Source organism: Streptomyces longwoodensis (assembly GCF_001514125.1).
Lineage (GTDB): Bacteria > Actinomycetota > Actinomycetes > Streptomycetales > Streptomycetaceae > Streptomyces > Streptomyces longwoodensis.
Map to the genome: position 1 here is coordinate 71,220 of NZ_KQ948560.1, position 25,167 is coordinate 96,386.

At 71.6% G+C, this 25,167-nt stretch carries 20 protein-coding genes and 7 tRNA genes; 17 read left to right on the plus strand and 10 right to left on the minus strand.

Features of this window, described 5'->3' with window-relative positions; translation table 11 throughout:
- The first annotated feature begins 102 nt into the window (after window positions 1–102).
- From AQJ30_RS27685 to AQJ30_RS27715, 7 genes are all read left to right on the plus strand, one after another.
- Window positions 103–1,632: a metallophosphoesterase family protein gene (locus AQJ30_RS27685; RefSeq protein WP_245727156.1), complete on the plus strand. Its 1,530-nt coding sequence runs from the start codon at window positions 103–105 to the stop codon at window positions 1,630–1,632.
- 80 nt (window positions 1,633–1,712) lie between these two features.
- Window positions 1,713–1,785 (plus strand) — tRNA-Glu (locus tag AQJ30_RS27690).
- 49 nt (window positions 1,786–1,834) lie between these two features.
- Window positions 1,835–1,909, plus strand: a tRNA-Asp gene (locus AQJ30_RS27695).
- Window positions 1,910–1,933: 24 nt separating this feature from the next.
- A tRNA-Phe gene (locus tag AQJ30_RS27700) sits at window positions 1,934–2,007 on the plus strand.
- Between the two features lie 101 nt (window positions 2,008–2,108).
- Window positions 2,109–6,065, plus strand: a complete 3,957-nt coding sequence (gene hrpA / locus AQJ30_RS27705; RefSeq protein ID WP_067239426.1) for an ATP-dependent RNA helicase HrpA — start codon at window positions 2,109–2,111, stop codon at window positions 6,063–6,065.
- 93 nt (window positions 6,066–6,158) lie between these two features.
- Window positions 6,159–6,233, plus strand: a tRNA-Asp gene (locus tag AQJ30_RS27710).
- Between the two features lie 107 nt (window positions 6,234–6,340).
- Window positions 6,341–6,532, plus strand: a complete 192-nt coding sequence (locus AQJ30_RS27715; RefSeq protein WP_067239428.1) for a DUF6274 family protein — start codon at window positions 6,341–6,343, stop codon at window positions 6,530–6,532.
- A gap of 468 nt (window positions 6,533–7,000) precedes the next feature.
- On the opposite strand, the gene bldC is transcribed toward AQJ30_RS27715, so the two are convergent.
- Window positions 7,001–7,207, minus strand: coding sequence for a developmental transcriptional regulator BldC (bldC, locus tag AQJ30_RS27720; RefSeq protein WP_003949541.1), 207 nt, complete (start codon window positions 7,205–7,207; stop codon window positions 7,001–7,003).
- Between the two features lie 498 nt (window positions 7,208–7,705).
- Complete coding sequence (locus tag AQJ30_RS27725) at window positions 7,706–8,548, minus strand: DUF8083 family protein (protein WP_067239430.1); 843 nt, start codon at window positions 8,546–8,548, stop codon at window positions 7,706–7,708.
- 255 nt (window positions 8,549–8,803) lie between these two features.
- Here AQJ30_RS27725 and AQJ30_RS27730 point away from each other — a divergent pair, with 255 nt between their 5' ends.
- A complete protein-coding gene (locus AQJ30_RS27730) occupies window positions 8,804–9,898 on the plus strand; it encodes a Leu/Phe/Val dehydrogenase (RefSeq protein WP_067239432.1) in 1,095 nt (364 codons plus the stop codon).
- A gap of 325 nt (window positions 9,899–10,223) precedes the next feature.
- On the plus strand, window positions 10,224–10,469 hold the full coding sequence (locus tag AQJ30_RS27735; RefSeq protein WP_067239434.1) for a DUF3073 domain-containing protein: 246 nt from the start codon (window positions 10,224–10,226) through the stop codon (window positions 10,467–10,469).
- Between the two features lie 80 nt (window positions 10,470–10,549).
- On the opposite strand, the gene purM is transcribed toward AQJ30_RS27735, so the two are convergent.
- From purM to purS, 6 genes are all read right to left on the minus strand, one after another.
- Complete coding sequence (gene purM / locus AQJ30_RS27740; protein WP_067239436.1) at window positions 10,550–11,614, minus strand: phosphoribosylformylglycinamidine cyclo-ligase; 1,065 nt, start codon at window positions 11,612–11,614, stop codon at window positions 10,550–10,552.
- A 34-nt stretch (window positions 11,615–11,648) separates the two neighbouring features.
- The gene (gene purF, locus AQJ30_RS27745; RefSeq protein WP_067239438.1) at window positions 11,649–13,178 is read right to left on the minus strand and encodes an amidophosphoribosyltransferase; all 1,530 of its coding nucleotides are present in this window, start codon (window positions 13,176–13,178) and stop codon (window positions 11,649–11,651) included.
- 164 nt (window positions 13,179–13,342) lie between these two features.
- Window positions 13,343–14,140 (minus strand): maleylpyruvate isomerase family mycothiol-dependent enzyme, encoded by a 798-nt coding sequence (locus AQJ30_RS27750; RefSeq protein WP_067239440.1) that lies wholly within the window; start codon window positions 14,138–14,140, stop codon window positions 13,343–13,345.
- Window positions 14,141–14,264: 124 nt separating this feature from the next.
- Window positions 14,265–16,523: a phosphoribosylformylglycinamidine synthase subunit PurL gene (gene purL / locus AQJ30_RS27755; RefSeq protein WP_067239442.1), complete on the minus strand. Its 2,259-nt coding sequence runs from the start codon at window positions 16,521–16,523 to the stop codon at window positions 14,265–14,267.
- Window positions 16,520–17,200 (minus strand): phosphoribosylformylglycinamidine synthase subunit PurQ, encoded by a 681-nt coding sequence (gene purQ, locus AQJ30_RS27760; protein ID WP_067239444.1) that lies wholly within the window; start codon window positions 17,198–17,200, stop codon window positions 16,520–16,522. Before purQ ends, purL begins: the two co-directional genes overlap by 4 nt.
- On the minus strand, window positions 17,197–17,469 hold the full coding sequence (gene purS / locus AQJ30_RS27765; protein WP_067239446.1) for a phosphoribosylformylglycinamidine synthase subunit PurS: 273 nt from the start codon (window positions 17,467–17,469) through the stop codon (window positions 17,197–17,199). Before purS ends, purQ begins: the two co-directional genes overlap by 4 nt.
- A 311-nt stretch (window positions 17,470–17,780) precedes the next feature.
- On the opposite strand from purS, the gene AQJ30_RS27770 reads away from it, so the two are divergent.
- The 8 genes from AQJ30_RS27770 to AQJ30_RS27805 all read left to right on the plus strand — a co-directional run bounded on the left by AQJ30_RS27770 (window position 17,781) and on the right by AQJ30_RS27805 (window position 22,476).
- Window positions 17,781–18,098 carry a histone-like nucleoid-structuring protein Lsr2 gene (locus tag AQJ30_RS27770; protein ID WP_067239447.1) on the plus strand — a complete coding sequence of 106 codons (318 nt, stop codon included), beginning with the start codon at window positions 17,781–17,783 and terminating at the stop codon, window positions 18,096–18,098.
- A 147-nt stretch (window positions 18,099–18,245) separates the two neighbouring features.
- Window positions 18,246–18,317, plus strand: a tRNA-Gly gene (locus tag AQJ30_RS27775).
- A 79-nt stretch (window positions 18,318–18,396) separates the two neighbouring features.
- A tRNA-Gly gene (locus tag AQJ30_RS27780) sits at window positions 18,397–18,469 on the plus strand.
- 162 nt (window positions 18,470–18,631) lie between these two features.
- Window positions 18,632–19,591, plus strand: coding sequence for an ABC transporter ATP-binding protein (locus tag AQJ30_RS27785; RefSeq protein ID WP_067239449.1), 960 nt, complete (start codon window positions 18,632–18,634; stop codon window positions 19,589–19,591).
- Between the two features lie 95 nt (window positions 19,592–19,686).
- Window positions 19,687–20,430, plus strand: coding sequence for an ABC transporter permease (locus tag AQJ30_RS27790; RefSeq protein WP_067239780.1), 744 nt, complete (start codon window positions 19,687–19,689; stop codon window positions 20,428–20,430).
- A 23-nt stretch (window positions 20,431–20,453) separates the two neighbouring features.
- Entirely contained in the window at window positions 20,454–21,776 is a 1,323-nt protein-coding gene (locus AQJ30_RS27795) for a sensor histidine kinase (RefSeq protein WP_079084361.1), read from the plus strand.
- On the plus strand, window positions 21,773–22,381 hold the full coding sequence (locus AQJ30_RS27800; RefSeq protein WP_067239450.1) for a response regulator transcription factor: 609 nt from the start codon (window positions 21,773–21,775) through the stop codon (window positions 22,379–22,381). Before AQJ30_RS27795 ends, AQJ30_RS27800 begins: the two co-directional genes overlap by 4 nt.
- A gap of 22 nt (window positions 22,382–22,403) precedes the next feature.
- Window positions 22,404–22,476: transfer RNA gene (locus AQJ30_RS27805), tRNA-Gly, on the plus strand.
- A 63-nt stretch (window positions 22,477–22,539) separates the two neighbouring features.
- On the opposite strand, the gene AQJ30_RS27810 is transcribed toward AQJ30_RS27805, so the two are convergent.
- Window positions 22,540–23,439 (minus strand): phosphoribosylaminoimidazolesuccinocarboxamide synthase, encoded by a 900-nt coding sequence (locus AQJ30_RS27810; RefSeq protein WP_067239452.1) that lies wholly within the window; start codon window positions 23,437–23,439, stop codon window positions 22,540–22,542.
- A 184-nt stretch (window positions 23,440–23,623) separates the two neighbouring features.
- Window positions 23,624–25,114, minus strand: coding sequence for a N,N-dimethylformamidase beta subunit family domain-containing protein (locus tag AQJ30_RS27815; RefSeq protein WP_067239453.1), 1,491 nt, complete (start codon window positions 25,112–25,114; stop codon window positions 23,624–23,626).
- Window positions 25,115–25,167 lie beyond the last annotated feature (53 nt).

The window sequence follows — 25,167 nt, forward strand, 5'->3', positions numbered from 1 at the left end:
ACGGCCATTGTCGGGCACGCGGGCGCCGCACGGAGGGCGCGACCGGCGCCACCGGGGCCCCTGTTCCGCATGGCCGGGCACGCACTTGGGCATACGGGACCAATGGTCAGCCTCCGCACCCCCGGGAAGCGCAAGCCGAAGCCGCCCGTCCTCGAACTCGCCCCGCGCCCCCGCCCCTGGCTCCGCGCCCTCGGCCTGGTCACCGTCGTCCTCGCCGGTGCCTGGCTCGGACTGCTGGTGGTGGGGAACGTCCGGACGCAGGTCGGCCCGATGAACACCACGATGACCCTGCGCCCCTCGCTCAGCGGCGGCACGAAGATCAACGTCTCGCCGCTGGGCGCCCTCCAACTGGACAGCCACGTCGCCCCGGTCCGCCTGGACGTCAACGTCGACCAGCTGGACCCGGTGCGCGCGCAGGCCCTGGTGGACCACCCGGAACGGCTGTCCGGCCTCCAGGACGAGGTCGCGCGGGACGTCGAGCACGGCACGCTCGACCTGGCGGTGCGCTCCTGCGTGGCGGTGGTGGTGGGCGCCACGACCCTCGGCCTCGCCGTCTACCGCCGCCCGGGCCGCGCCGCGGCGGCCGGCGGTCTGGCCCTGGCGCTGCTGGCGGCCTCGGGCGGCACGGCGTACGCCACCTGGAACCCGAAGTCGGTGCTCGAACCGCGCTTCTCCGGACTGCTCTCGTCCGCCCCGTCGCTCGTGGGCAACGCCCGCAGCATCGTCACGGAGTTCGACGTCTACCAGAAGGAACTGGCCCGCCTGGTGACGAACGTGACCAAGCTCTACGACGTCACGTCCACGCTGCCCGCCTACCGGCCGGACCCGACGACCGTCCGCGTGCTGCACGTGTCCGACATCCACCTGAACCCGGCGAGCTGGAAGATCATCGCCTCGCTGGTGGAGCAGTACAAGGTCGACGTGATCGTCGACTCCGGCGACACGATGGACCACGGCACGGAGGCGGAGAACGGCTTCCTCGACCCGGTCGCGAACCTCGGGGCGCCGTACGTGTGGGTGCGGGGCAACCACGACTCGCTGCTCACCCAGCGCCACCTGGAGGGCATGCGCTCCGTGCACGTCCTGGACCGGGGGCGGGCGGTGACCGTCGCCGGGCTGCGCTTCGCGGGCGTCGGCGACCCCCAGTACACGCCGGACCGCTCCACGGTGCCGGGCGGCGGGGACGCCGAGGAGCGGGCCGGTGCGGAGCTCGCGGCGGCGCTGCGGGCCCAGCGGGCGGCGGGCACGCCGGTGGACGTGGCGATCGCGCACGAGCCCAGCGCGGCGCGGGGCGTGGACGGCGAGGTGCCGCTGGTGCTGGCCGGCCACCTGCACCACGAGCAGACCGAGGTCCTGGACAAGGGCACGCGGCTGCGGGTCGAGGGGTCCACGGGCGGCAGCGGCCTGCGGGCGGTCGAGGGGAAGTACCCCGACCCGATCGAGGCGTCGATCCTCTACTTCGACCGGGACACCCGGCGGCTCCAGGCCTGGGACGAGATCAAGCTGGGCGGCCTGGGCCTGACGACGGCCGAGGTCAGCCGCCACCTGCCGAAGGAGAACCAGCCGGGGGCCACCCCGACGCCGACGGACCCGGCGACCGGGACCCCGACGGGGGCGGCGACCGCCCCGTAAACCGTTTTGGCGATACCTCCCGCCATCCCATATGCTTCTCACGTCCCCGACGCGCTGAGAAGCGCCCAGGCGGGCCGATAGCCCTCATCGTCTAGCGGCCTAGGACGCCGCCCTTTCAAGGCGGTAGCACGGGTTCGAATCCCGTTGGGGGCACGCAGTACGGTGTGCGACACTTGAGCGCGTTCGTCGCACACAACAGCTTGGTCCTGTGGAGCAGTTTGGAGTGCTCGCCACCCTGTCAAGGTGGAGGCCGCGGGTTCAAATCCCGTCAGGACCGCTGAGATCTCGCAAGAGGTCTCGTGGCTGGGTAGCTCAGTTGGTACGAGCGATCGCCTGAAAAGCGATAGGTCGCCGGTTCGACCCCGGCCCCAGCCACAGCAGAGAGGCCCTCACCGGAATCCCGGTGGGGGCCTCTCGCCGTCCCGGAGCAAAAGCGTTCGCCGCAAAATCCGCCGGGATGAGATCCTGGACCGCGTATGTCTACGCACCCCGCCCCCGCCCTCGGCGCCCTCGCCCCCCGCCTGGCCGAGCTGTCCCTGCGCGACGCGCACCGGCTCGGGCGCAGGCTCGAGGGCGCGCGCAAGATCCGCAAGCCGGAGGCCCGCACGGCCGTGCTGGCCGAGATCGAGGCCGAGGTGGGCACGGCCGAGGAGCGGATGGCCGGCCGGCGCGCGCGCGTGCCCGCGGTCACCTATCCCGAGCAGTTGCCCGTCTCCCAGAAGAAGGACGACATCGCGGCGGCGATCCGCGACCACCAGGTCGTCATCGTCGCCGGTGAGACCGGGTCCGGGAAGACGACCCAGATCCCGAAGATCTGCCTGGAGCTCGGCCGGGGCGTGCGCGGCATGATCGGGCACACCCAGCCGCGCCGGATCGCCGCCCGCACCGTCGCCGAGCGCGTGGCCGAGGAGCTGCGCACCCCCCTGGGCCAGGCCGTCGGCTGGAAGGTCCGGTTCACCGACCAGGTCGACCCGGACGCCACGTTCGTCAAGCTGATGACGGACGGCATCCTGCTCGCCGAGATCCAGACCGACCGCGAGCTGCGCGCCTACGACACGATCATCATCGACGAGGCCCACGAGCGGTCCCTCAACATCGACTTCCTGCTCGGGTACCTGGCGCAGCTGCTGCCGAAGCGGCCGGACCTCAAGGTCGTCATCACCTCGGCGACCATCGACCCCGAGCGCTTCTCGCGGCACTTCGGCGACGCCCCGATCATCGAGGTCAGCGGGCGGACGTACCCGGTCGAGGTGCGCTACCGGCCGCTCCTGGAGGAGGTCGGCGACGACGAGGCCGCGGACGCCGACCGTGACCAGATCACCGCGATCATCGACGCGGTCGAGGAGCTGCGCGGTGAGGGCCAGGGCGACATCCTGGTGTTCCTCTCCGGCGAGCGGGAGATCCGCGACACGGCGGACGCGCTGGAGAAGAGGAAGTTCCCCTTCACCGAGGTGCTCCCCCTCTACGCCCGCCTCTCGCACGCCGAGCAGCACCGGGTCTTCCAGCCCCACACCGGCCGCAGGATCGTCCTGGCGACCAACGTGGCGGAGACCTCGCTGACCGTCCCGGGCATCAAGTACGTCATCGACCCCGGCTTCGCCCGCATCTCCCGCTACAGCCACCGCACCAAGGTCCAGCGGCTGCCCATCGAGCCGGTCTCGCAGGCCAGCGCCAACCAGCGCAAGGGCCGCTGCGGCCGTACGTCCGACGGCATCTGCATCCGGCTGTACAGCGAAGAGGACTTCCTCTCCCGGCCGGAGTTCACCGACGCCGAGATCCTGCGGACGAACCTCGCCTCCGTCATCCTGCAGATGACCGCCGCCGGCCTCGGCGACATCGAGAAGTTCCCCTTCATCGACCCGCCGGACCACCGCAACATCCGCGACGGCGTGCAGCTGCTGCAGGAGCTGGGCGCGCTGGACCCCGACCAGAAGGACCCCCGCAAGCGGCTCACGCAGACCGGGCGCAAGCTCGCCCAGCTGCCCGTCGACCCGCGGCTGGCCCGGATGGTCCTGGAGGCCGACCGCAACGGCTGTGCCCGCGAGGTGATGGTGATAGCCGCCGCGCTGTCCATCCAGGACCCGCGCGAGCGCCCCGCCGACAAGCAGGCCCAGGCCGACCAGCAGCACGCCCGCTTCAAGGACGAGACCAGCGACTTCCTCGCCTACCTCAACCTCTGGCGGTACGTCAGGGAGCAGCAGCGCGAGCGGGGTTCCAGCTCGTTCCGCCGGATGTGCAAGCAGGAGTACCTGAACTTCCTGCGCATCCGCGAATGGCAGGACATCTACAGCCAGTTGCGCACGGTCGCCAAGCAGATGGGCATCCACCTCAACGACCAGGACGCCGAACCGGACCGCGTCCACGTCTCGCTGCTGGCCGGCCTGCTGTCCCACATCGGGATGAAGGACGTCAAGGACGGCAACAAGAACGAGTACCTGGGCGCCCGCAACGCCAAGTTCGCGATCTTCCCGGGCTCGACGCTGTTCCGGAAGCAGCCGCGCTTCGTGATGTCGGCCGAGCTGGTGGAGACCTCGCGCCTGTGGGCCCGGGTCAACGCGAGGATCGAACCGGACTGGGTCGAGCCGCTCGCGGAACACCTGCTGAAGCGGACGTACAGCGAACCGCACTGGGAGAAGGACCAGGCGGCCGTGATGGCGTACGAGAAGGTCACGCTGTACGGCGTGCCGATCGTCGCCCAGCGGAAGGTGAACTACGGCCGGATCGACCCGGAGGTCAGCCGGGAGCTGTTCATCCGCAACGCGCTCGTGGAGGGCGACTGGCGCACGCACCACAAGTTCTTCGCCGACAACCGCCGGCTCCTCAGCGAGGTCGAGGAGCTGGAGCACCGGGCGCGGCGCCGGGACATCGTGGTCGACGACGAGACGCTGTTCGACTTCTACGACCAGCGGGTGCCCGACCACGTGGTCTCCGGCGCCCACTTCGACTCCTGGTGGAAGCGCAAGCGGCAGGAGCAGCCCGACTTCCTGGACTTCGAGCGGGAGATGCTCATCCGGGAGTCGGCGGAGGCGGTCACCAAGGCCGACTACCCGGACACCTGGCGCCAGGGCGCCCTCACGTTCCGGGTGACGTACCAGTTCGAGCCGGGCGCGGACGCCGACGGCGTGACCGTCCACGTCCCGCTCCAGGTGCTCAACCAGGTCACCGACGAGGGCTTCGACTGGCAGATCCCGGGCCTGCGCGAGGAGGTGGTGACGGAGCTGATCCGTTCCCTCCCCAAGCCGGTCCGGCGCCACTACGTGCCCGCGCCGAACTACGCCAAGGCGTTCTTGGAGAGGGCCACTCCGCTGCAGGAGCCGCTGACGGTCACCATGGCGCGCGAGCTGAAGCGCATGGTCGGGGTGCCGTTCGAGGCCGAGGACTTCGACTGGTCGAAGGTCCCCGACCACTTGAAGATCACGTTCCGGATCGTCGACGAGCGGCGCCGCAAGCTCGCCGAGGACAAGGACCTGGAGGCGCTGAGGCTCCAGCTCAAGCCCCGGGCGCGCAAGGCCCTGTCGCAGGCCGCCGCGGCCACCGCGGAGCGCACCGGCGGCGAGTCGCTGGAGCGCGCGGGCCTGACCGACTGGACCATCGGCACGCTCACCCGGGTCTTCGAGACCCGCCGGGCCGGCCAGCCGGTCAAGGCGTACCCGGCGCTGGTCGACGACGGCGACACCGTCTCCGTGCGGCTCTTCGACACCGAGGCCGAGCAGGCCGAGGCGATGTGGAAGGGCACCCGGCGGCTGATCGTGCGCAACATCCCGGTCAACCCGGCGAAGTTCGCGTCCGAGAAGCTGACGAACGCCCAGAAGCTCGCGCTGTCCGCCAATCCGCACGGTTCGATCCAGGCCCTGTTCGACGACTGCGCCCTGGCCGCGGCGGACAAGCTGATCGCCGACTTCGGCGGGCCGGCGTGGGACGAGGAGTCGTACCGGAAGCTGTACGACAAGGTGCGCGCGGAGATCGTCGACACCACGGTCCGCGCGGTGGGCCAGGTGCAGCAGGTGCTGGCCGCCTGGCAGGCGTGCGAGCGCCGGCTGAAGACGGTCAACAGCCCCGCGCTGCTGGCGAACCTCCAGGACGTGCGCAAGCAGGTGGACGCCCTGGTGAAGCCCGGCTTCGTGACCTGGGCGGGGCTGCGGCGGCTGCCGGACCTGATGCGCTACCTGGTGGCCGCGGACCGGCGGCTGCAGCAGATGCCGACCGGCGTGCAGCGGGACACCACGCGCATGGAGAAGGTCCACGAGATGCAGGACGAGTTCGCCTGGCTGCTGGAGCAGATGCCGGCCGGGCGGCCCGTCCCGCAGCAGGTCCTGGACATCCGCTGGATGATCGAGGAGCTGCGGGTCAGCTACTTCGCCCACGCGCTGGGGACGGCGTACCCGATCTCCGACAAGCGGATCGTGAAGGCGATCGACGCGGCTGCTCCGTAATCACGCCCGCACGCGGGGTGAGTTCGACCAGCGGGCTCACCCTCCTGTACAGTCCTTCTCGCAGCGCAACGCACGAACAGCGCAGCGAAACCAGGTCCTGTGGAGCAGTTTGGAGTGCTCGCCACCCTGTCAAGGTGGAGGCCGCGGGTTCAAATCCCGTCAGGACCGCAGCAATAGAGAGCCCGGATCTTCGGATCCGGGCTCTTTGCGTTGCGCGGCGCCCTCTTGACGGTCCGTCGTTCGCTCGGTACCCCAGAGAGCAGGGGAGGTGGCGCATGGCGGCATCGGGTAGGCACGAGACGCGGGCGTTGCTCCGGGCGCACCTGTCGGCCGCGTCCTCCTACGGGCACCTGACCCGCCACTGTCCCATCTGCCTCCGTCTGCTGCGGCTGACCCTGGACGGCGCTCCAGCGGCCACACAGGCACCCGAGGAGCCGGCCGAGGACGGGACGCCCTCGCCCGCCTGATCCGGGCGGCGTCAACTCCCGTGCGGGCGTGGGGTGCTGGGGCAGATGTTCCCATTAGCGCACCCGAACGAGCGGTAACAAGGCCCCTGGCATGTGACGGGAGTCACCGCATGAGTTTCGGGAACGGTGGTTTTTACCCCACACCTACAACGGGTCGATTTAATATGTGCAATTGCACTCTCCCCAGAGGCGGTGCACAGCCGACCCGACACGGCACCCCAGAGTCCCACAAGGGCGCTCACAGAACCCCCGCACCGCCGGCACCACGCCCCGCGGGCGCACAAAAAAGATCGCGCTGGACCCGGCGGAGTCCAGCGCGATCTACGACGCACCCTGTCTTGCGTGCCTCACCGATGTGTTCGGCGTGGGCGAGGGGGCCTGTTGGGGCAGGCACCCGCGTCGCTCGGAGCCAGGGTTCGGGCGCGACGGCCGATGGGGGACCAGCCGTTTCGCCCGGTATTCAGTTGTTCAGGCCTCGCTGCGCTGCTGCGGGATGCCCGCGAGCAGAGCGCGGACCTCAGCCTCGCGGTAACGGCGGTGTCCGCCGAGCGTACGGATCGACGTGAGCTTGCCGGCCTTCGCCCACCGCGTGACCGTCTTCGGGTCGACGCGGAACATCGTGGCGACCTCAGCCGGGGTCAGCAGCGGCTCGGCATCAGGGGTGCGAGCGGTCATGAGCGGCCTCCTCGGGAGAACCGAACCTTCTCGGTTCTTTCCTCTAAATTCTGCACCTTGACCCGCGTTGCCCGAAATGGCGGACGCGAGTCGAGTCGGTTATAGGACGAACGGCTTGTCCTCGGCACTACAACTACACCATCTGTCCAGCCGCGTCGGCCAAACCGATGGAATTGCCCCCCCAGGCGTTCATCACCGACGGAAGCCGATGGACCATGCCATAGCGGACAGTCACGCCACTGTGACGATCAGTCACAGGGCGATCAGGAGGCACCAGACCCCCCAAAGCGTGCAATGCTGAGACAGGGCCCTCCCCGGGCTCCTTGTCCTATTTTGGCATGAGGAGCGGCAAGGGATGCAAGGGCCTTGTACGTGCGTTCTGTCACCCTTGACGCTTACGTCCGGATCGGGACCTACGTCCCGTCAACTTCGGGAAGTGCGATGACCGTACGCGCTGGAGGACCGTTCAAGCCGTGACGTAGGTCACCTGAGCCCGGGTCAGTTGGCGGACCGCCGGTCGCGGACCGCCCGCCAGCGCTCCACCAGCCGCGCGTACGCCTCGCCGGCCCGCTCCCCGTCGCCCCGGCCCAGCGCCTCGATGCCCTCGGCGACGTCGGCGGCCGAGTGGTCGGCCTCCAGGTGCCGGGCCGGGAGCGTGTGCACCAGGCCGCCGTAGTCGAGTTCGACCACCGAGCGCGGGTGGAACTCCTCCAGCCAGCGCCCCACGTCCACCAGGCCGTCGATCAGCGGTCCCTCGTCCATCGTGTCCCGCAGGGTGCGCAGCCCCCGGGCCACCCTGCGGCGCGCCTGCACCATCGGGGTGCGGTAGCGCAGCAGCGGGGGCACGCCGGCCGTGCCCCGGTCGTAGCGCCGCTCCTCGTCGGAGACGAGCACGAACCAGTTGATCGGCACCTGCCAGGTCGCCGTGCGGATCCACGGCCGGGCGTCCGGGTTGCGGGCCAGCCAGCGCTCGTAGTCCTGGGCGGCCTGCCGGCGCACCAGGGGCGGCAGGACGGCGTCCAGGACCGTCGGCGGCAGTTCCTCGTCGAGGTCGTCCAGCGCCTGCCAGCCGCGCAGCCGGGTGCGCCACGGGCACACGCACAGCACGCCGTCGGCCTCCAGCACGAACGCGTCGCCGCTCTCGTGCACCGGCACCGCCACCGGCGGGGTGGGCACCAGGTCGGCCAGCGAGCGGCGCAGCTCGTCCTGGTACGAGGGCCGGTCCGGCCGCCGGGCGTAACGCTCCCAGTGGGCGCGCTCGGGCTCCGGGAAGGCGGCCAGCGGCTCGTACACGCGCAGGTACGCGGCGTACGGGACGATCACCGAGGACACCTTGGGCACGCCTGCTCCCTCCCCCTCCGGCCGGCCGGGAAAACGGACGGACCCGCCCCCGGGCGGGCCGCAAAACCATGCGAATCGTCGCACGGCCGTACCACCCGGGGACGTGATCCCCGGCACTGCGCGTCCGCCGGCCCCTCCAGGCCCTACGCTCGTCCCACAGGCCCCGGCGCCCTGCCGCACGCGCCACAAGCGCGCGGGGAGGGACCGCGCGGAGCCCCGACCCCAACCGTCGCTAGGCACCCAGGAGTCACCACCGTGACCGACGTATCCGACGGCGTCCTGCACACCCTGTTCCACTCGGACCAGGGCGGTCATGAGCAAGTCGTGCTCTGCCAGGACCGCGCCAGCGGCCTCAAGGCCGTCATCGCCCTCCACTCCACCGCGCTGGGCCCCGCCCTGGGCGGGACGCGCTTCTACCCGTACGCCACCGAGGAGGAGGCCGTCGCCGACGCCCTCAACCTCGCGCGCGGGATGTCGTACAAGAACGCCATGGCCGGGCTGGACCACGGCGGCGGCAAGGCCGTGATCATCGGCGACCCCGAGCAGGTCAAGACGGAGGAGCTGCTGCTCGCCTACGGGAGGTTCGTGGCCTCCCTGGGCGGCCGCTACGTCACCGCCTGCGACGTCGGCACGTACGTCGCCGACATGGACGTGGTCGCGCGCGAGTGCCGGTGGACGACGGGCCGCTCCCCCGAGAACGGCGGCGCCGGCGACTCCTCGGTGCTCACCGCGTTCGGCGTCTACCAGGGCATGCGGGCCTCCGCGCAGCACCTGTGGGGCGACCCCACGCTGCGCGGGCGGCGGGTCGGCATCGCGGGCGTCGGCAAGGTCGGTCACCACCTGGTGGAGCACCTGCGGGCCGAGGGCGCCGAGGTCGTGATCACCGACGTGCGCGAGGAGGCCGTGGGCCGGATCCTGGCCGCGCACCCCGAGGGCGTGACGGCCGTCGCCGACACCGCGACCCTGATCCGCGCCGAGGGCCTGGACTTCTACGCCCCCTGCGCGCTCGGCGGCGCCCTGAACGACGACACCGTTCCGGCGCTGACCGCCAAGGTGGTCTGCGGCGCCGCGAACAACCAGCTCGCCCACCCGGGTGTGGAGAAGGACCTCGCCGACCGCGGGATCCTCTACGCGCCGGACTACGTGGTGAACGCCGGCGGTGTCATCCAGGTCGCCGACGAGCTGCACGGGTTCGACTTCGAGCGGTGCAAGGCCAAGGCGGCGAAGATCTTCGACACCACGCTGGCGATCTTCGCACGTGCGAAGGAGGACGGCATCCCGCCGGCCGCCGCCGCCGACCGGATCGCCGAGCAGCGCATCCACGAGGCCGCCCAGCGCCGCGGATGGTGAGGTTCCCATAACTATTCGGGCACCTCTTCGGGCGCCCGGAACGGGACTGAGGGCGGTACCGCCGGGCAGGAGGTTGGAGAGAACTCTCACTCTTCCCGGCGGGTCGCCCGCCGATAAGTGGTTAAAATCGCCACTGACCAGCGAGGACGGGGCACCTCGAGGGTTCTGTGCACACGCCCTTCCTACGGGCGACGTACCGTATGGGTGCGGGCTCAGGTACCGTGGAAGCCCTACAGACGGTCCCTCTGCGGAGAGACCGTTCTAGATCATGAACGCGTGTCAAGACTCTGGGGCCGTCGAGCCCCGTCGTTGAGGGGGTCGAGCCATGGGGCGCGGCCGGGCCAAGGCCAAGCAAGCGAAGGTCGCCCGCCAGCTGAAGTACAACAGCGGCGGGACGGACCTCTCACGCCTGGCCGAAGAGCTGGGCGCATCGACGTCGAACGCGTCGCCGAACGGCGACCGGTTCGAGGACGATGAGCACGACGACGACCTGTACGCCCGGTACGCCGAGCTGTACGAGGACGGCGAGGACGACGACGAGGACTCCTCCCGGCACCGTCGCGGCGCGTAGTGCCGACAACGGCCTAGCCGTTGAGTCACCCGGTCCGGAGCCGAGGGCCCCGGGCCGGGTTTCGTGCTGCCCCGGGGGCCCTACGCGTAGTCGCCGACCAGTTCCGCGCCGGTCGTCTTCTCGCCCCGCTCGGTGATCTCGCCGGCCACCCACGCCTCGAGACCGCGGTCGGCCAGTGTGGCCAGGGCCACGTCCGTCGACTCCTCGGGCACGATCGCGATCATGCCGACGCCCATGTTGAGCGTCTTCTCCAGCTCCAGCCGCTCGACCCGGCCCGTCGTGCCGACCAGGTCGAAGACCGGCGCCGGGGTCCAGGTGGAGCGCTCCACCACCGCGTGCAGCCCGTCCGGGACCACCCGGGCCAGGTTCGCCGCGAGGCCGCCGCCCGTGATGTGGCTGTAGGCGTGCACGTCCGTGGTGCGGGTCAGCGCCAGGCAGTCGAGCGAGTAGATCCTGGTCGGCTCCAGCAGCTCCTCGCCCAGGGTGCGGCCGAGCTCGTCGATCCGCGCGTCCAGGGAGAGCCCGCCCTCGTTCAGCAGCACGTGCCGCACCAGGGAGTACCCGTTGGAGTGAAGCCCGGAGGACGCCATGGCGATCACCGTGTCACCCGTACGGATGCGATCCGCGCCGAGCAGCCGGTCGGCCTCCACGACGCCCGTACCGGCGCCGGCGACGTCGAAGTCGTCCTCGCCCAGCAGACCGGGGTGTTCGGCCGTCTCACCGCCGACCAGGGCGCACCCGGCCAGCACGCAGCCCTCGGCGATGCCCTTGACGATGGCGGCCACCCGCTCGGGGTGGACCTTGCCGACGCAGATGTAGTCGGTCATGAACAGCGGCTCGGCGCCGCACACCACGATGTCGTCCATGACCATGGCGACCAGGTCGTGGCCGATGGTGTCGTAGACGCCCAGCTGCCGGGCGATGTCCACCTTGGTGCCCACGCCGTCGGTGGCGGAGGCCAGCAGGGGGCGCTCGTAGTGCTTGAGGGCGGAGGCGTCGAAGAGGCCGGCGAACCCGCCGAGGCCGCCGAGGACCTCGGGGCGCTGCGTCTTCTTCACCCACTCCTTCATGAGTTCCACGGCGCGGTCGCCCGCTTCGATGTCGACGCCCGCCGCTGCGTAGCTGGCACCAGTTGTCTCAGACATGACTGTGAGAGCTTTCGTGTCGTACTGCAGGGTGTTACGGGCGACGGATCGCGTCGGCCGCGGCCGTGGCCGCGGGGCCGGCCGCCAGTTCGGTCTCCAGGAGCTGCTTGCCGAGCAGCTCGGGGTCCGGGAGGTCCATCGGGTACTCGCCGTCGAAGCAGGCGCGGCAGAGGTTCGGCTTGGCGATGGTGGTCGCCTCGATCATGCCGTCGATGGAGATGTACGCCAGCGAGTCGGCGCCCAGCGAGGTGCCGATCTCGTCGATCGACATGCCGTTGGCGATGAGCTCGGCGCGGGTGGCGAAGTCGATGCCGAAGAAGCAGGGCCACTTCACGGGCGGCGAGGAGATCCGGATGTGGACCTCGGCGGCGCCCGCTTCGCGGAGCATGCGCACCAGGGCCCGCTGGGTGTTGCCGCGCACGATCGAGTCGTCCACGACCACCAGGCGCTTGCCCTTGATGACTTCCTTCAGCGGGTTCAGCTTCAGGCGGATGCCGAGCTGGCGGATCGTCTGGGAGGGCTGGATGAAGGTGCGGCCCACGTAGGCGTTCTTCACCAGGCCGGCGCCGAAGGGGATGCCGGAGGCCTCCGCGTAGCCGATGGCGGCCGGGGTGCCCGATTCCGGGGTCGCTATGACCAGGTCGGCCTCGACCGGGGCCTCGGCGGCCAGCTTGCGGCCCATCTCCACCCGGGAGAGGTACACGTTGCGGCCGGCGATGTCGGTGTCCGGGCGGGCCAGGTACACGTACTCGAAGACACAGCCCTTGGGCTTCGCGTCCGCGAACCGGGAGGTGCGCAGGCCGTTCTCGTCGATGGCGACGAACTCGCCCGGCTCGATCTCCCTTACGTAGGAGGCGCCGCAGATGTCCAGGGCGGCGGACTCGGAGGCCACCACCCAGCCGCGCTCCAGCCGGCCGAGGACCAGCGGGCGGATGCCCTGCGGGTCGCGGGCGGCGTACAGGGTGTGCTCGTCCATGAAGACGAGGGAGAACGCGCCCCGGACCTTCGGCAGGACCGAGTGGGCGGCCTCCTCGATGGTCAGCGGCTTGCCGTCCTCGTCCGTCTGGGCCGCGAGGAGCGCGGTGAGCAGATCGGTGTCGTTGGTGGCCGCGACCCGGGTGGAGCGGCCGTTGGTGTCCTTCGGCAGGTCCGCGACCATCTCGGCGAGCTGCGCCGTGTTGACGAGGTTGCCGTTGTGGCCGAGCGCGATGGAACCGTGCGCGGTGGCGCGGAACGTCGGCTGGGCGTTCTCCCACACGGAGGCACCGGTGGTCGAGTAGCGGGCGTGACCGACCGCGATGTGACCCTGGAGCGAACCGAGCGAGGTTTCGTCGAAGACCTGGGAGACGAGGCCCATGTCCTTGAAGACGAGGATCTGGGAGCCGTTGCTGACCGCGATTCCCGCGGATTCCTGGCCCCGATGCTGGAGGGCGTAGAGCCCGAAGTACGTGAGCTTGGCGACCTCTTCGCCGGGAGCCCAGACACCGAAGACGCCGCAGGCGTCCTGGGGGCCCTTCTCACCGGGGAGCAGATCGTGATTGAGGAGACCGTCACCACGTGGCACGTTGTCGAGTGTAGGCGAGGTCCCGCGCTGGGCCGAATCGGTGATGACCGGCAGGAAAGGATCTTCGTCGGGTTTCCCCAGGTCAGCGTGGTGGTGCCGGGGCCGAGGGCCCGTTCCCGCCCGTTTCGCGAGTGAGGCGTCGCACACCCCGCGGCCTGGCGGGCTCAGGACAGCAGGGGCAGCAGCCCGCTGAGGTCGGCCCGCTCGCCGCTCGCCGCGACCTTGGCCCCGGACCTGGCGTCCGCCCAGGTCAGGCGCCCGGTGGCCAGGCGGATCCAGGTCAGCGGATCGGTCTCCACGACGTTCGGCGGGGTGCCCCGGGTGTGCCGGGGACCCTCCACGCACTGCACCACGGCGTACGGCGGCACGCGCACCTCCGTCGCCCCGCCGGGCGCCTTCGCGGCGAGCGCGTCCGCCAGCAGCCGGCTGCAGGCGGCCAGCGCCTGGCGGTCGTGGGGCACGTCCAGGCCCGGGACGGCGGCGTTCAGGTCGTCGGTGTGCACGACCAGCTCGACGGTGCGGGTGACGAGGTAGTCGTCGAGGGCCATCGCGCCGGTGCGGGCCGCCAGCAGGCGGGTGCCCGGGGTGTCCGCGAGCGTCCGGCGGAAGCGGTCCTCGGTGCGGGCGTAGAGGGCGTCGAGGTCGGGGTTCTCCGCGGCGAGGCGCCGGGTGCCGTCGGAGATGTCCGCGGCGCGCCCGGCGGTGGCGGCGGGCCACTGCACGAGGGTCAGCTCGGCCCTGGCCGGCTCCGCCCGCTCGGCATTGCGGCTGACGGTCTCCACGGCCATCGTCACGTGCGCCGCGAGCTCCCGCACGCTCCAGTCCCCGAGCCGCGTGGGCAGGGCGAGTTGCTCGTCCGTGAGCCCGCGCACGGCCTGCCGCAGGTGCCCAAACTGGGCGAGCACAGCGGCACGGGTCCTGGCGGGGTCGTAGGAGCGGGGACGCTTCTTGGCGGGCGGCATGGGGGTGAGCTTAGGACGTGCCCGCGGGGCGGCCGAGCGGTCCCCGGTCACCGGGGCCGGGGCACGCGGAAGGGCCCCGCCCGTGGGTCACGGACGGGGCCCCTCGTCGGCTACGGGACGCCGGTCACGCCAGCAGCGACGGGATCGTGTTCTCGTGGGCCTCACGGAGCTCGGCCAGGGTGAGGGTGAACTCGCCCTGGATCTCCACCGTGTCGCCGTCGACCACGCCGATGCGGGTGGCCGGCAGGCCGCGGGCGCCGCACATGTCGTTGAAGCGGACCTCCTCCGAGCGCGGGACCGCGACGATCGCGCGGCCGGCCGACTCCGAGAAGAGCAGGGTGAACGCGTCCAGACCGTCCGGGACGATCAGGCGCGCGCCCTTGCCGCCCAGCAGCGCCGACTCCACGACCGCCTGGACCAGGCCGCCGTCGGACAGGTCGTGCGCCGAGTCGATCATGCCGTCGCGGGAGGCGGAGATCAGGATCTCGGCCAGCAGGCGCTCGCGCTCCAGGTCGACCCGCGGGGGCAGTCCGCCGAGGTGGTCGTGGACCACCTGGGACCAGGCCGAGCCGCCGAACTCCTCGCGGGTGTCGCCGAGGAGGTAGATCAGCTGGCCCTCCTCCTGGAAAGCGACCGGGGTGCGGCGGGCCACGTCGTCGATGACGCCGAGCACGGCGACGACCGGGGTCGGGTGGATGGCCGCCTCGCCCGTCTGGTTGTAGAGCGAGACGTTGCCGCCGGTGACCGGGGTGCCGAGCTGCAGGCAGCCGTCCGCCAGACCGCGCACGGCCTCCGCGAACTGCCACATGACGGCCGGGTCCTCGGGCGAGCCGAAGTTGAGGCAGTCGGACACCGCGAGCGGCTTGGCACCCGTCGTCGCCACGTTGCGGTAGGCCTCGGCCAGCGCCAGCTGGGCGCCCGTGTACGGGTCCAGCTTGGCGTAACGGCCGTTGCCGTCCGTGGCGATGGCGACGCCCAGGCCGGACTCCTCGTCGACGCGGATCATGCCGGAGTCCTCCGGCTGCGCCAGCACCGTGTTGCCCTGCACGAAGTGGTCGTACTGCGAGGTGATCCACTTCTTCGACGCCTGGTTCGGCGACGCCACCAGCTTCAGGACCTGGTCCCTCAGCTCCTCGGACGTGGCCGGGCGGGGCAGCTTGCCGGCGTCGTCGGCCTGGAGGGCGTCCTGCCAGTCCGGGCGCGCGTAGGGGCGCTCGTAGACCGGGCCGTCGTGCGCGACCGTGCGCGGGTCGACGTCGACGATCTTCCCGCCGTGCCAGAAGATCTCCAGGCGGTCGCCGTCGGTCACCTCACCGATGACGGTGGCGATGACGTCCCACTTGTCGCAGATCTCCAGGAACCGCTCGACCTTGTCGGGCTCCACGACCGCGCACATGCGTTCCTGCGACTCGCTCATGAGGATCTCCTCGGGCGAGAGCGTGGAGTCGCGCAGCGGTACGTCGTCCAGGGTCACGCGCATGCCGCCGGAGCCGTTGGACGCCAACTCGCTGGTGGCGCAGGACAGTCCGGCCGCGCCGAGGTCCTGGATGCCGACGACGAGCTTCTCGGCGAACGCCTCCAGGGTGCACTCGATGAGCAGCTTCTCCTGGAACGGGTCACCGACCTGGACCGCCGGCCGCTTCGACGGCTTGGCGTCGTCGAAGGTCTCGGAGGCCAGGATCGACGCGCCGCCGATGCCGTCGCCACCGGTGCGGGCGCCGTACAGGATGACCTTGTTGCCCGCACCGGACGCCTTGGCCAGGTGGATGTCCTCGTGCCGCATCACGCCGATGGCACCGGCGTTGACCAGCGGGTTGCCCTGGTAGCAGGCGTCGAAGACGACCTCGCCGCCGATGTTGGGCAGGCCCAGGCAGTTGCCGTAGCCGCCGATGCCGGCGACCACGCCGGGCAGGACGCGCTTGGTGTCGGGGTGGTCGGCCGCGCCGAAGCGCAGCGGGTCCACGACCGCGACCGGGCGGGCGCCCATCGCGATGATGTCGCGGACGATGCCGCCGACACCCGTGGCCGCGCCCTGGTAGGGCTCCACGTACGACGGGTGGTTGTGCGACTCGACCTTGAAGGTGACGGCGTAGCCCTGGCCGACGTCGACGACGCCGGCGTTCTCGCCGATGCCCACCAGCAGCGCGTCGCTCTGCGGCGCCTTCTCGCCGAACTGGCGGAGGTGGACCTTGGAGGACTTGTACGAGCAGTGCTCGGACCACATGACCGAGTACATGGCGAGTTCGGCGCCGGTCGGGCGGCGGCCGAGGATCTCCACCACCCGCTCGTACTCGTCCTTCTTCAGGCCGAGTTCGGCCCAGGGCAGCTCGACGTCGGGGGTCGCGGCCGCGTGCTCGACCGTGTCCAGAGGCGTCCTGCTCATGCGGTGACCAGCTTCTTGAGGATCGACGTGAAGAAGGGCAGGCCGTCGGTACGGCCCGTACCGATCAGCGACTCGACGGCGTGCTCGGGGTGCGGCATCAGGCCGACGACGTTCCCGGCCTCGTTGGTGATGCCGGCGATGTCCCGCAGCGAGCCGTTGGGATTGAAGTCGACGTAGCGGAAGGCCACTCGGCCCTCGGCCTCCAGCTGGTCCAGCGTGTAGTCGTCGGCGACGTACCGGCCGTCCATGTTCTTCAGCGGGATGTGGATCTCCTGGCCGGCGCTGTAGTCCGTGGTCCAGGAGGTCTCCGCGTTCTCCACCCGCAGCTTCTGGTCGCGGCAGATGAAGTGGAGGTGGTCGTTGCCGAGCATCGCGCCCGGGAGGAGGTGGGCCTCGGTGAGGATCTGGAAGCCGTTGCAGATGCCGAGCACCGGCAGGCCGGCCCGCGCCTGGTCGATCAGGGGTTCCATCACCGGCGAGAAGCGGGCGATGGCGCCGGCCCGCAGGTAGTCGCCGTAGGAGAAACCGCCGCACAGGACCACGGCGTCGACCTGCTTGAGGTCCTTGTCCTTGTGCCAGAGGGCGACGGGCTCGGCCCCGGCGATACGGATCGCGCGCTGGGTGTCCCGGTCGTCCAGGCTGCCCGGGAAAGTGACCACGCCAATACGAGCGGTCACTTCGCCGCCCCCGCGACTTCCGCGCCCTCTTCGACCTTGACGGTGAAGTCCTCGATCACGGTGTTGGCGAGGAAGGATTCCGCAAGATCATGGATGCGGGCGAGCGCGGCCTCGTCGACCGGCCCGTCAACTTCCAGTTCGAAACGCTTTCCCTGACGTACGTCCGAGATCCCCTCGAAACCCAGGCGCGGCAGCGCACGCTGGACCGCCTGGCCCTGGGGGTCGAGGATCTCCGGCTTGAGCATGACGTCGACTACGACGCGTGCCACTGGCACTCCCGGTGTGTGGTGCTGAGCAGGTTCCTTCAGACTACCCGCACGAAATTTCTACGCGGGTAGAGTTGTAGGAAGCTACGTGAGGGGCGTCACGACGTCCCCGGGTCCAGGTGTGTCCGGGAAAAGTTACGGGAAAGATCCCCGATCGCCCCGCAACAGGTATTGCGCTCGGACACGCCAAGAGATTTAGTCGGGCTTCACAATGCATTGCCAGGCACTGTACAAATGAATTGGCAATAGCCGATACTCGGCACGTCATCGCCGGATGAGCTGTATCGACGTGCCGTACGAAGGGACCGATATTCGTGGCGCAGAAGGTCGTGGTCACTCTCTTTGACGACATCGACGGCTCGGAAGCGGCGGAAACGATCGCCTTCGGACTCGACGGCAAGTCGTACGAGATCGACCTGAATGAAGCCAATGCCGGGAAGCTGCGCAAGGCGCTCGCCCCCTACGTGGAGGCCGGCCGCAAGCGGGCCAGGTCCGGCAAGGCGTACAAGGAGACGGAGGTCGCCCCCGACCCCGCCGCCGTCCGGGCCTGGGCGCAGGCCAACAAGATGGACGTCCCGGCCCGCGGCCGGATCCCCAAGAAGGTCTACGAGGCCTTCGCCGCGGCCCAGTAGGGGCGCGGGTCACGGTGGTGCGCGTGGTCCCCGGGACCCGGCCGACGGGCCCCGGGGGCAACCGACTTGCGCTACCCCCCACACGATCGGCTAATGTCTGGAGCACGCCGCCGGGCAGGGCCGAAAAGCCCAGCTCACACAGGCCGCGCGGGTGTAGTTCAGTAGTAGAACATCCCCCTTCCAGGGGGAAGGCGCAGTGTGCGATTCCTGTCACCCGCTCCGCACCGCCGTCCGGACCACTGCCGTGGATCGGGTAGGCTGGTGCCGCACCGATCGGTGAAAGCCGGTCGGGGGCAATGCGGACGTAGCTCAGTTGGTAGAGCGCAACCTTGCCAAGGTTGAGGTCGCGAGTTCGAGCCTCGTCGTCCGCTCGGGAACGAGACCCCGGTCCATCGGACCGGGGTCTTTTTCATGCCTCTTCACGCCCTCTCCCCGCCCTCATCCCGCCCTGCGCCCGCCGGTCTGACATTTGTCATGCGGACTCATGACACCGCGCACTGCTCCCCTCCCGGATCCGCCGGGAGGCTTGCCCCATGAACACCGACGAACACGAGCACGTGATCGAGGTCACCGGCCTCCGGCGTGTGTACGGGGGCGGGTTCGAGGCGGTCCGCGGCATCGACTTCCACGTCGGCCGGGGCGAGGTCTTCGCGCTGCTGGGCACCAACGGCGCCGGCAAGACCTCCACGGTCGAACTCCTGGAGGGCCTCGCCCGGCCCAGCGGCGGCCGGGTGCGGGTCCTCGGCCACGACCCCTGCGCCGACCGGGCGCTGGTGCGGCCGCGCACCGGGGTGATGCTCCAGGAGGGCGGCTTCCCCTCCGAGCTGACCGTCGCCGAGACCGCCCGGATGTGGGCGGGCTGCGTGAGCGGGGCCCGGCCCGTGCCGGAGGCCCTGGGGCTGGTCGGCCTCGACGCCCGGGCCGGGGTGCGCGTGAAGCAGCTCTCGGGTGGGGAGCGGCGTCGGCTCGACCTGGCCCTCGCGCTGCTCGGCGACCCGGAGGTGCTGTTCCTGGACGAGCCGACGACCGGCCTCGACGCCGAGGGCCGCCGCGCCACCTGGGATCTGGTCCGGGCCCTGCGCGACACCGGCACGACGGTGCTGCTCACCACGCACTACCTGGAGGAGGCGGAGGGCCTGGCCGACCGGCTGGCCATCCTGCACGAGGGACGCGTCGCCGCCGCCGGGACACCGGCCGAAGTGACCGCGGCCCAGCCGTCCCGGATCTCCTTCGAGCTGCCCGAGGGGTACTTCGTCGGCGATCTGCCCCCGCTCGCCGCGCTCGGCGTGAGCGGACACGAGGTGCGGGGGCGGGTCGTCCGGCTGCGCACCCATGAACTGCAGCGGGCGGCCACCGGGGTGCTGGTGTGGGCGGAGCGGGCCGGGGTGGAGCTGCGCGCGCTGGACGTGCGGCCGGCCTCGCTGGAGGAGGCGTTCCTGGGGATCGCGCGGAAGGCGTCGGGGGCGGACCGGGCTGAGGAGCGGGTCGTATGAGCACGGGCGTGGGGACACGGGGCGGGGCGGACGTGCCGGGCGTGCGGGGCGGGGCCGGCGTGGGGCGGGGGCCGGTGGCCACGCCCGCGCGGCGGATGGCCGCCCTCGCGCGGGCCGAACTGACGCTGCTGGGGCGCAGCAGGAGCACCCTCCTCTCGGCCGTGCTCGTGCCGCTGACGCTGCCGGTCGCGCTGCGCTCGGCCGTCTCCCAGATGGACCTCGACGAGGCCGGCCTCGACGTCGGACTGGTGATGCTGCCCGCCTCGATCGGGTTCTCGCTCCTTTTCGGCGTCTACAGCGCGCTGGTCGGCATCTACGCCGCCCGGCGCGAGGAGCTGGTGCTCAAGCGGCTGCGCACCGGGGAGCCGCGGGACGCGGAGATCCTCGCCGGGGCGGCCCTGCCGGTCGTGGTGACCGGGCTGGTGCAGTCGCTGGTGCTGGTGGCGGCCTGCACGGTCGTGCTCGACATCCCCCCTCCCGGGGCACCGCACCTGGCCGTCCTCGGGCTGCTGCTGGGCCTGGTGCTGTGCGCGGCGCTCGGGGCCGTCACCGCCACGGTGACCCGGACGGTGGAGAGCGCGCAGGTCACGACGCTGCCGCTGGTGCTCCTGTCGATGACCCTGTCCGGGGTGACCGTGCCGCTGGAGCTGCTTCCCGACCGGCTCGCGTCGGTCTGCGCACTGCTGCCGCTGTCCCCGGTGATCACCCTGGTCCGCGGCGGCTGGACCGGCGACCTCTCGGCCTACGAGGCGCTGGGGGCCGTCGCGACCGCGCTGGCCTGGACCGTCCTCGCGGTGTTTGCTGTACGGCGGTGGTTCCGCTGGGAGCCCCGGCGCTGACCACGGGGGAGGACGAGGACCGTATGCGCAGGCCGCGGGGGTGGTGGCGGGGCAAGAGCACGCCGCAGAAGGTGGAGACGTACACCCGGCTGTCGTTCCACACGTTCGGGCTGATCGAGGTGCTGGCGGTCGGGCTGCCGCTGCTCGGCGAGCTGGGCAACGCGCTGGGCGGCTGGCTGCTGGCGCTGGTCGTCGCCCACGCCGCGTTCTGCATGGTGACCGCGTCGCGGGCGCTGGACTGGACCCGGGGCCGGCGTCCCCGGCCGGTGCGGCTGCTGGGGGCGCTGGCCGGCGTCACCCTGGCCGTCGCCGCCGTCGCACTGGTCGTCGCCGAGCGGGGACCGGACCGGGAGAGCGCCGACACCGCGGCCGGGAGCGTCTTCGGGGCGGTGCTCGTCTTCGGTGCCGGGGTCGTCGCGCTGGGCGTGCGCAACCGCCGCCGGGTGCTCGCGGTCGTGGGCGGCTTCGCGGCGGCGTCCGGCGCCGTGGCGCTCCCGCTGGGCATGCCGGGGCCCGCCGTGCTGGTGACCTCGCTGATCGTGCTGGTGACCGCCGGGTTCCTCGCGTTCACGTCCGTGTTCTCGGTGTGGCTCCTGGATGCCGTCTACGCGCTCGACGAGGCCCGCGAGACCCGGGCGCGGCTGGCGGTCGCCGAGGAACGGCTGCGGTTCGGGCGGGACCTGCACGACGTGATGGGGCGCAACCTCGCGGTCATCGCCCTGAAGAGCGAACTGGCCGTCCAACTGGCCCGGCGGGGACGGCCGGAGGCCGTGGAGCAGATGGTCGAGGTCCAGCGGATCGCGCGCGAGTCGCAGCGGGAGGTACGGGACGTGGTGCGCGGGTACCGGGAGGCCGACCTCGCCGTCGAACTGCTGGGCGCCCGCGGGGTGTTGACGGCCGCCGGGATCGCCTGCGAGGTCGACGGCGACACCGACGGGCTGCCCGCCGAGGTGCAGTCGGCGCTGGCCTGGGTGGTGCGGGAGGCGACCACGAACGTGCTGCGGCACGGCGACGCCGGACGGTGCTCGATCCGGCTGGCGACGACACGGGAGCGTGTGGTGCTGACGGTGGAGAACGACGGGGCGCGACCCGCCGCGGACGGGGGCGGGTCGGGGCTCGCCGGGCTGCGGGAGCGGCTGCGGGCGGTCGACGGCACGCTGGGCGCGGGGCCCGCCGGGGACGGCGTGTTCCGGGTCGTGGCGGAGGTGCCGTTGGGGGCGCGGGAGCCGGTGTCCGGCAGGGCACCGGAAGCGGGGGGCCCCGAGGTGTCGTCGAGGACGGCGGGCGCGGGGACGCGTCCGGGACGTGGGGCCTACGTGCCGTTCGCGGAAGGGGAGGCGTCGTGACCGTACGGGTGCTGCTCGCCGACGACGAGCACCTCATCCGGGGTGCGCTGGCCGCGCTGCTCGCGCTGGAGGACGACCTCGCCGTCGTCGCGGAGGCCGCCGACGGGCCCGAGGCGCTGGCCATGGCGCGGGCCCACGAACCGGACGTCGCCGTGCTGGACCTGCAGATGCCGGGCGCCGACGGTGTGAAGGTCGCCACATCGCTGCGCACCGAACTGCCGGGCTGCCGGGTCCTGATCGTCACCAGCCACGGCCGCCCCGGCCACCTCAAGCGGGCCCTCGCGGCCGGTGTGCGGGGGTTCGTCCCGAAGACGGTGAGCGCCCGGCGGCTCGCCGAGATCATCCGCACGGTGCACGCCGGGAACCGTTACGTCGACCCCGAGTTGGCCGCCGACGCCATCGCCGCCGGCGACTCCCCGCTGACCTCGCGCGAGGCCGAGGTGCTCGAACTGGCCGCCGACGGCGCGCCCGTCACGGAGATCGCCGAGCGGGCGGCGCTGTCCCCCGGGACCGTGCGCAACTACCTCTCGTCGGCCGTCTCCAAGCTCGGGGCGGAGAACCGGCACACGGCGGTGCGTCTCGCCCGTGAGCGGGGTTGGGTATAGTTACCTCCGCGCCACGGCGCATGCGGACGTAGCTCAGTTGGTAGAGCGCAACCTTGCCAAGGTTGAGGTCGCGAGTTCGAGCCTCGTCGTCCGCTCGTCACCGAAGGCCCCGGTTCACCGAACCGGGGCCTTCGTCGTGCGGCCGCGCCGCGGTGGGGTCAGGCCCAGGTCGCGCCGGTCAGCCGCTCGTACGCCTCGACGTACTTGGCGCGGGTCGCGTCCACCACGTGCTGCGGCAGCGCGGGGGGCGGCTGCTCGCTCGTGCGGTCCCAGCCGGACTCCGGCGAGGTGAGCCAGTCGCGCACGAACTGCTTGTCGAACGACGGCTGCGCGCGGCCCGGCTGCCACTGGTCGGCCGGCCAGAAGCGGGAGGAGTCGGGGGTGAGCACCTCGTCGGCGATGACCAGGGTGTCCCCGTCGAAGCCGAACTCGAACTTGGTGTCGGCCAGGATGATCCCCCGGCCCCGGGCGATGTCCCGGGCGCGGCTGTACACGGCGAGGGTGGCCTGGCGCAGCTGGGCGGCGGTCTCGGCGCCGACCTGGCGGGCGACCTCCTCGTAGGAGACGTTCTCGTCGTGGTCGCCGACGGCGGCCTTGGTCGCCGGGGTGAAGATCGGGCCGGGCAGCTCGCTGCCGTCGACCAGGCCCTCGGGGAGCGCCAGCCCGCAGACGGTGCGGCTCTCTTCGTACTCGGCGAGCCCGGAGCCGGTGAGGTAGCCGCGGGCCACGCACTCCACGGGGACCATCGCCAGGGACTTGCAGACCAGCGTGCGGCCCTCCCAGTCGGCGGGGGCGCCGGCCGGGACGTCGGTGCCGATCACGTGGTGCGGGACCAGGTCGGCGAGCCGGTCGAACCACCACAGGGACAGCTGCGTGAGGATCCGGCCCTTGTCCGGGATCTCGGTGGGCAGCACCCAGTCGTACGCGGACGTACGGTCGCTGGCGACCATCACGAGGTCGCCCGCCTCGTTCTGGTACAGCTCGCGCACCTTGCCGGTGTGGAGGTGCACCAGGCCCGGAACCTCGATCGGCTCGGGCTTTTCTACGAATCCGGACACGGTTCCTCCCCGTGGTTCTGGCCAATGGCTCGATTGTCCCGTATCGGGGAGGGGTGGTGGACCACGGGGCGGTGTGGGGGATGGGCGGAGGCCTCGGTGGGCGACGGATCGGGGCGGCGTGGCGGATGTGCGAAGGCCCCGGTGGGCGACGGAGCGGGGGCCGACCCGCGGCCCGGGGGCCGGCTCAGTCGTGCTTGCAGATGCGGTCCAGGAGGTTGGCCGTGGCGCGCTGGACGCGGGCGTCCGTGTGGCCGGGGCGGTCCAGGGCCGGGGACCAGGCGAAGGTCCCGGACGCGAAGACCAGCGCGCCGGAGGGGGCCCGGTACAGCGACGTCTCCTGGTGGCGCAGGACGCCCTCGGTGTCGGTGTACGGGGAGTGCGCGAGCAGGATGCGCTCCTCGTGCTCCGGCAGCGGGGTGCGCGGGAAGTACCGGTCGGCCTCGCCCGCGACCAGGCCCGGGACCTCGTCGCCCTCGTGCGCACCGGTGGCCTCCCACAGCCAGTGGTCGGCGTTGCGGACGATCATTGGGTGCGGCTCGGGCACCCGGCCCGCGTACTGGATGCCGAGCAGCTGTTGCTCCGGGCGGTCGACCTCGCGCCACAGCACCGGCCTGCCCGGCCCCTTGCGCTTGCGGCAGGTCAGCAGCCGGCCCGGCACGCCGGACGGGGACGGCGCCAGCTCCACCTGCCAGTACAGGGTGTTGGCGGAGAGGAAGACCAGCGAGGTGCCGCCGTCGCGGGCCCGTTCGACCGTGCGGCGCATCGGGACGGACCAGTACTCGTCGTGGCCGGGGAACACCAGGCCCCGGTAGCGGGTGGGGTCCACCAGGCCTGCGTGCAGGTCGCGGGCATCGGCGTAGGCGAGGTCGTAGCCGTACCGTTCCGCCCAGCGGATCACGTCGTAGGCGTGGCCGACGTGCAGGGGCAGGCCCGCGCCCGCGTACGGGCGGTCGAAGGACACCGTGGTCGCGGCGTCGGCCTCGCCGAGGAGCCGGCCGTCCTCGTCCCAGGCGTGGTAGAGGCTGGCGCCCGTACGGCCGTCCTCCGGGTAGAGGTTGTACGCCTGCCAGGTGATGTCCGGCAGCAGCAGGAGCAGGTCCGCGCGGCGGCCGTCGCGGACGGTGAACGGCACGTGCGAGCGGTACCCGTCCGCGGTGGTCAGCACGGCGACGTAGGCGCCCACGTTCCAGTACGTCGGGACCTGCAGCCGCCACGACAGCCACCAGTGGTGGCAGGACACCGTCCGGTCGGCGGTGAGCGGCGGCGGCTGGACGATGCCGGACAGCCGGGGGCTGGTGGTGATCTTGGCCGCGCCGTCGCCGCCGTAGTGGCCGATGCGGTAGACGTCGACGCTGAACTCCTGCGGCGGGTCGACCGTGACGTGGAAGTCCAGGGCCTCGCCCGGGGCGACCGCGCCGGTGGAGGTGAAGCCCTTGATCTGGCGGCGCACGTCGTCGGCGGAGCGGGGGCCGGCCGTGCGGGGCGCCGGGATCCTCGGGACGCCGGCGGTCGGCAGGTGGGCCTGTCCGTCGACGTACCAGGGGACGACCTGGCCGGTGTCGTCGAAGTACGTCACGTTGCCGCGCAGCCAGGGGACGGGGCCCTGGCCGAAGGGGTCCGTCACGGCGTGGGCCAGCGCTCCCGACTCCCATCGGCGGATCTGCTCCGGTCCCATGTCCTTCCCCTCCCTCTTGCCCCCGGGTCGTGGACGCGTGCGGTCGTGCGTCG

What these genes read in the sequence shown, in the direction of transcription:
- AQJ30_RS27685 (WP_245727156.1), top strand. Translation starts at nt 103, where the DNA reads ATGGTCAGCCTCCGCACCCCCGGGAAGCGCAAGCCGAAGCCGCCCGTC.
- hrpA (WP_067239426.1), top strand. Translation starts at nt 2,109, where the DNA reads ATGTCTACGCACCCCGCCCCCGCCCTCGGCGCCCTCGCCCCCCGCCTG.
- AQJ30_RS27715 (WP_067239428.1), top strand. Translation starts at nt 6,341, where the DNA reads ATGGCGGCATCGGGTAGGCACGAGACGCGGGCGTTGCTCCGGGCGCAC.
- bldC (WP_003949541.1), bottom strand. Translation starts at nt 7,207, where the DNA reads ATGACCGCTCGCACCCCTGATGCCGAGCCGCTGCTGACCCCGGCTGAG.
- AQJ30_RS27735 (WP_067239434.1), top strand. Translation starts at nt 10,224, where the DNA reads ATGGGGCGCGGCCGGGCCAAGGCCAAGCAAGCGAAGGTCGCCCGCCAG.
- purM (WP_067239436.1), bottom strand. Translation starts at nt 11,614, where the DNA reads ATGTCTGAGACAACTGGTGCCAGCTACGCAGCGGCGGGCGTCGACATC.
- AQJ30_RS27750 (WP_067239440.1), bottom strand. Translation starts at nt 14,140, where the DNA reads ATGCCGCCCGCCAAGAAGCGTCCCCGCTCCTACGACCCCGCCAGGACC.
- purL (WP_067239442.1), bottom strand. Translation starts at nt 16,523, where the DNA reads ATGAGCAGGACGCCTCTGGACACGGTCGAGCACGCGGCCGCGACCCCC.
- AQJ30_RS27785 (WP_067239449.1), top strand. Translation starts at nt 18,632, where the DNA reads ATGAACACCGACGAACACGAGCACGTGATCGAGGTCACCGGCCTCCGG.
- AQJ30_RS27790 (WP_067239780.1), top strand. Translation starts at nt 19,687, where the DNA reads ATGGCCGCCCTCGCGCGGGCCGAACTGACGCTGCTGGGGCGCAGCAGG.
- AQJ30_RS27795 (WP_079084361.1), top strand. Translation starts at nt 20,454, where the DNA reads ATGCGCAGGCCGCGGGGGTGGTGGCGGGGCAAGAGCACGCCGCAGAAG.
- AQJ30_RS27815 (WP_067239453.1), bottom strand. Translation starts at nt 25,114, where the DNA reads ATGGGACCGGAGCAGATCCGCCGATGGGAGTCGGGAGCGCTGGCCCAC.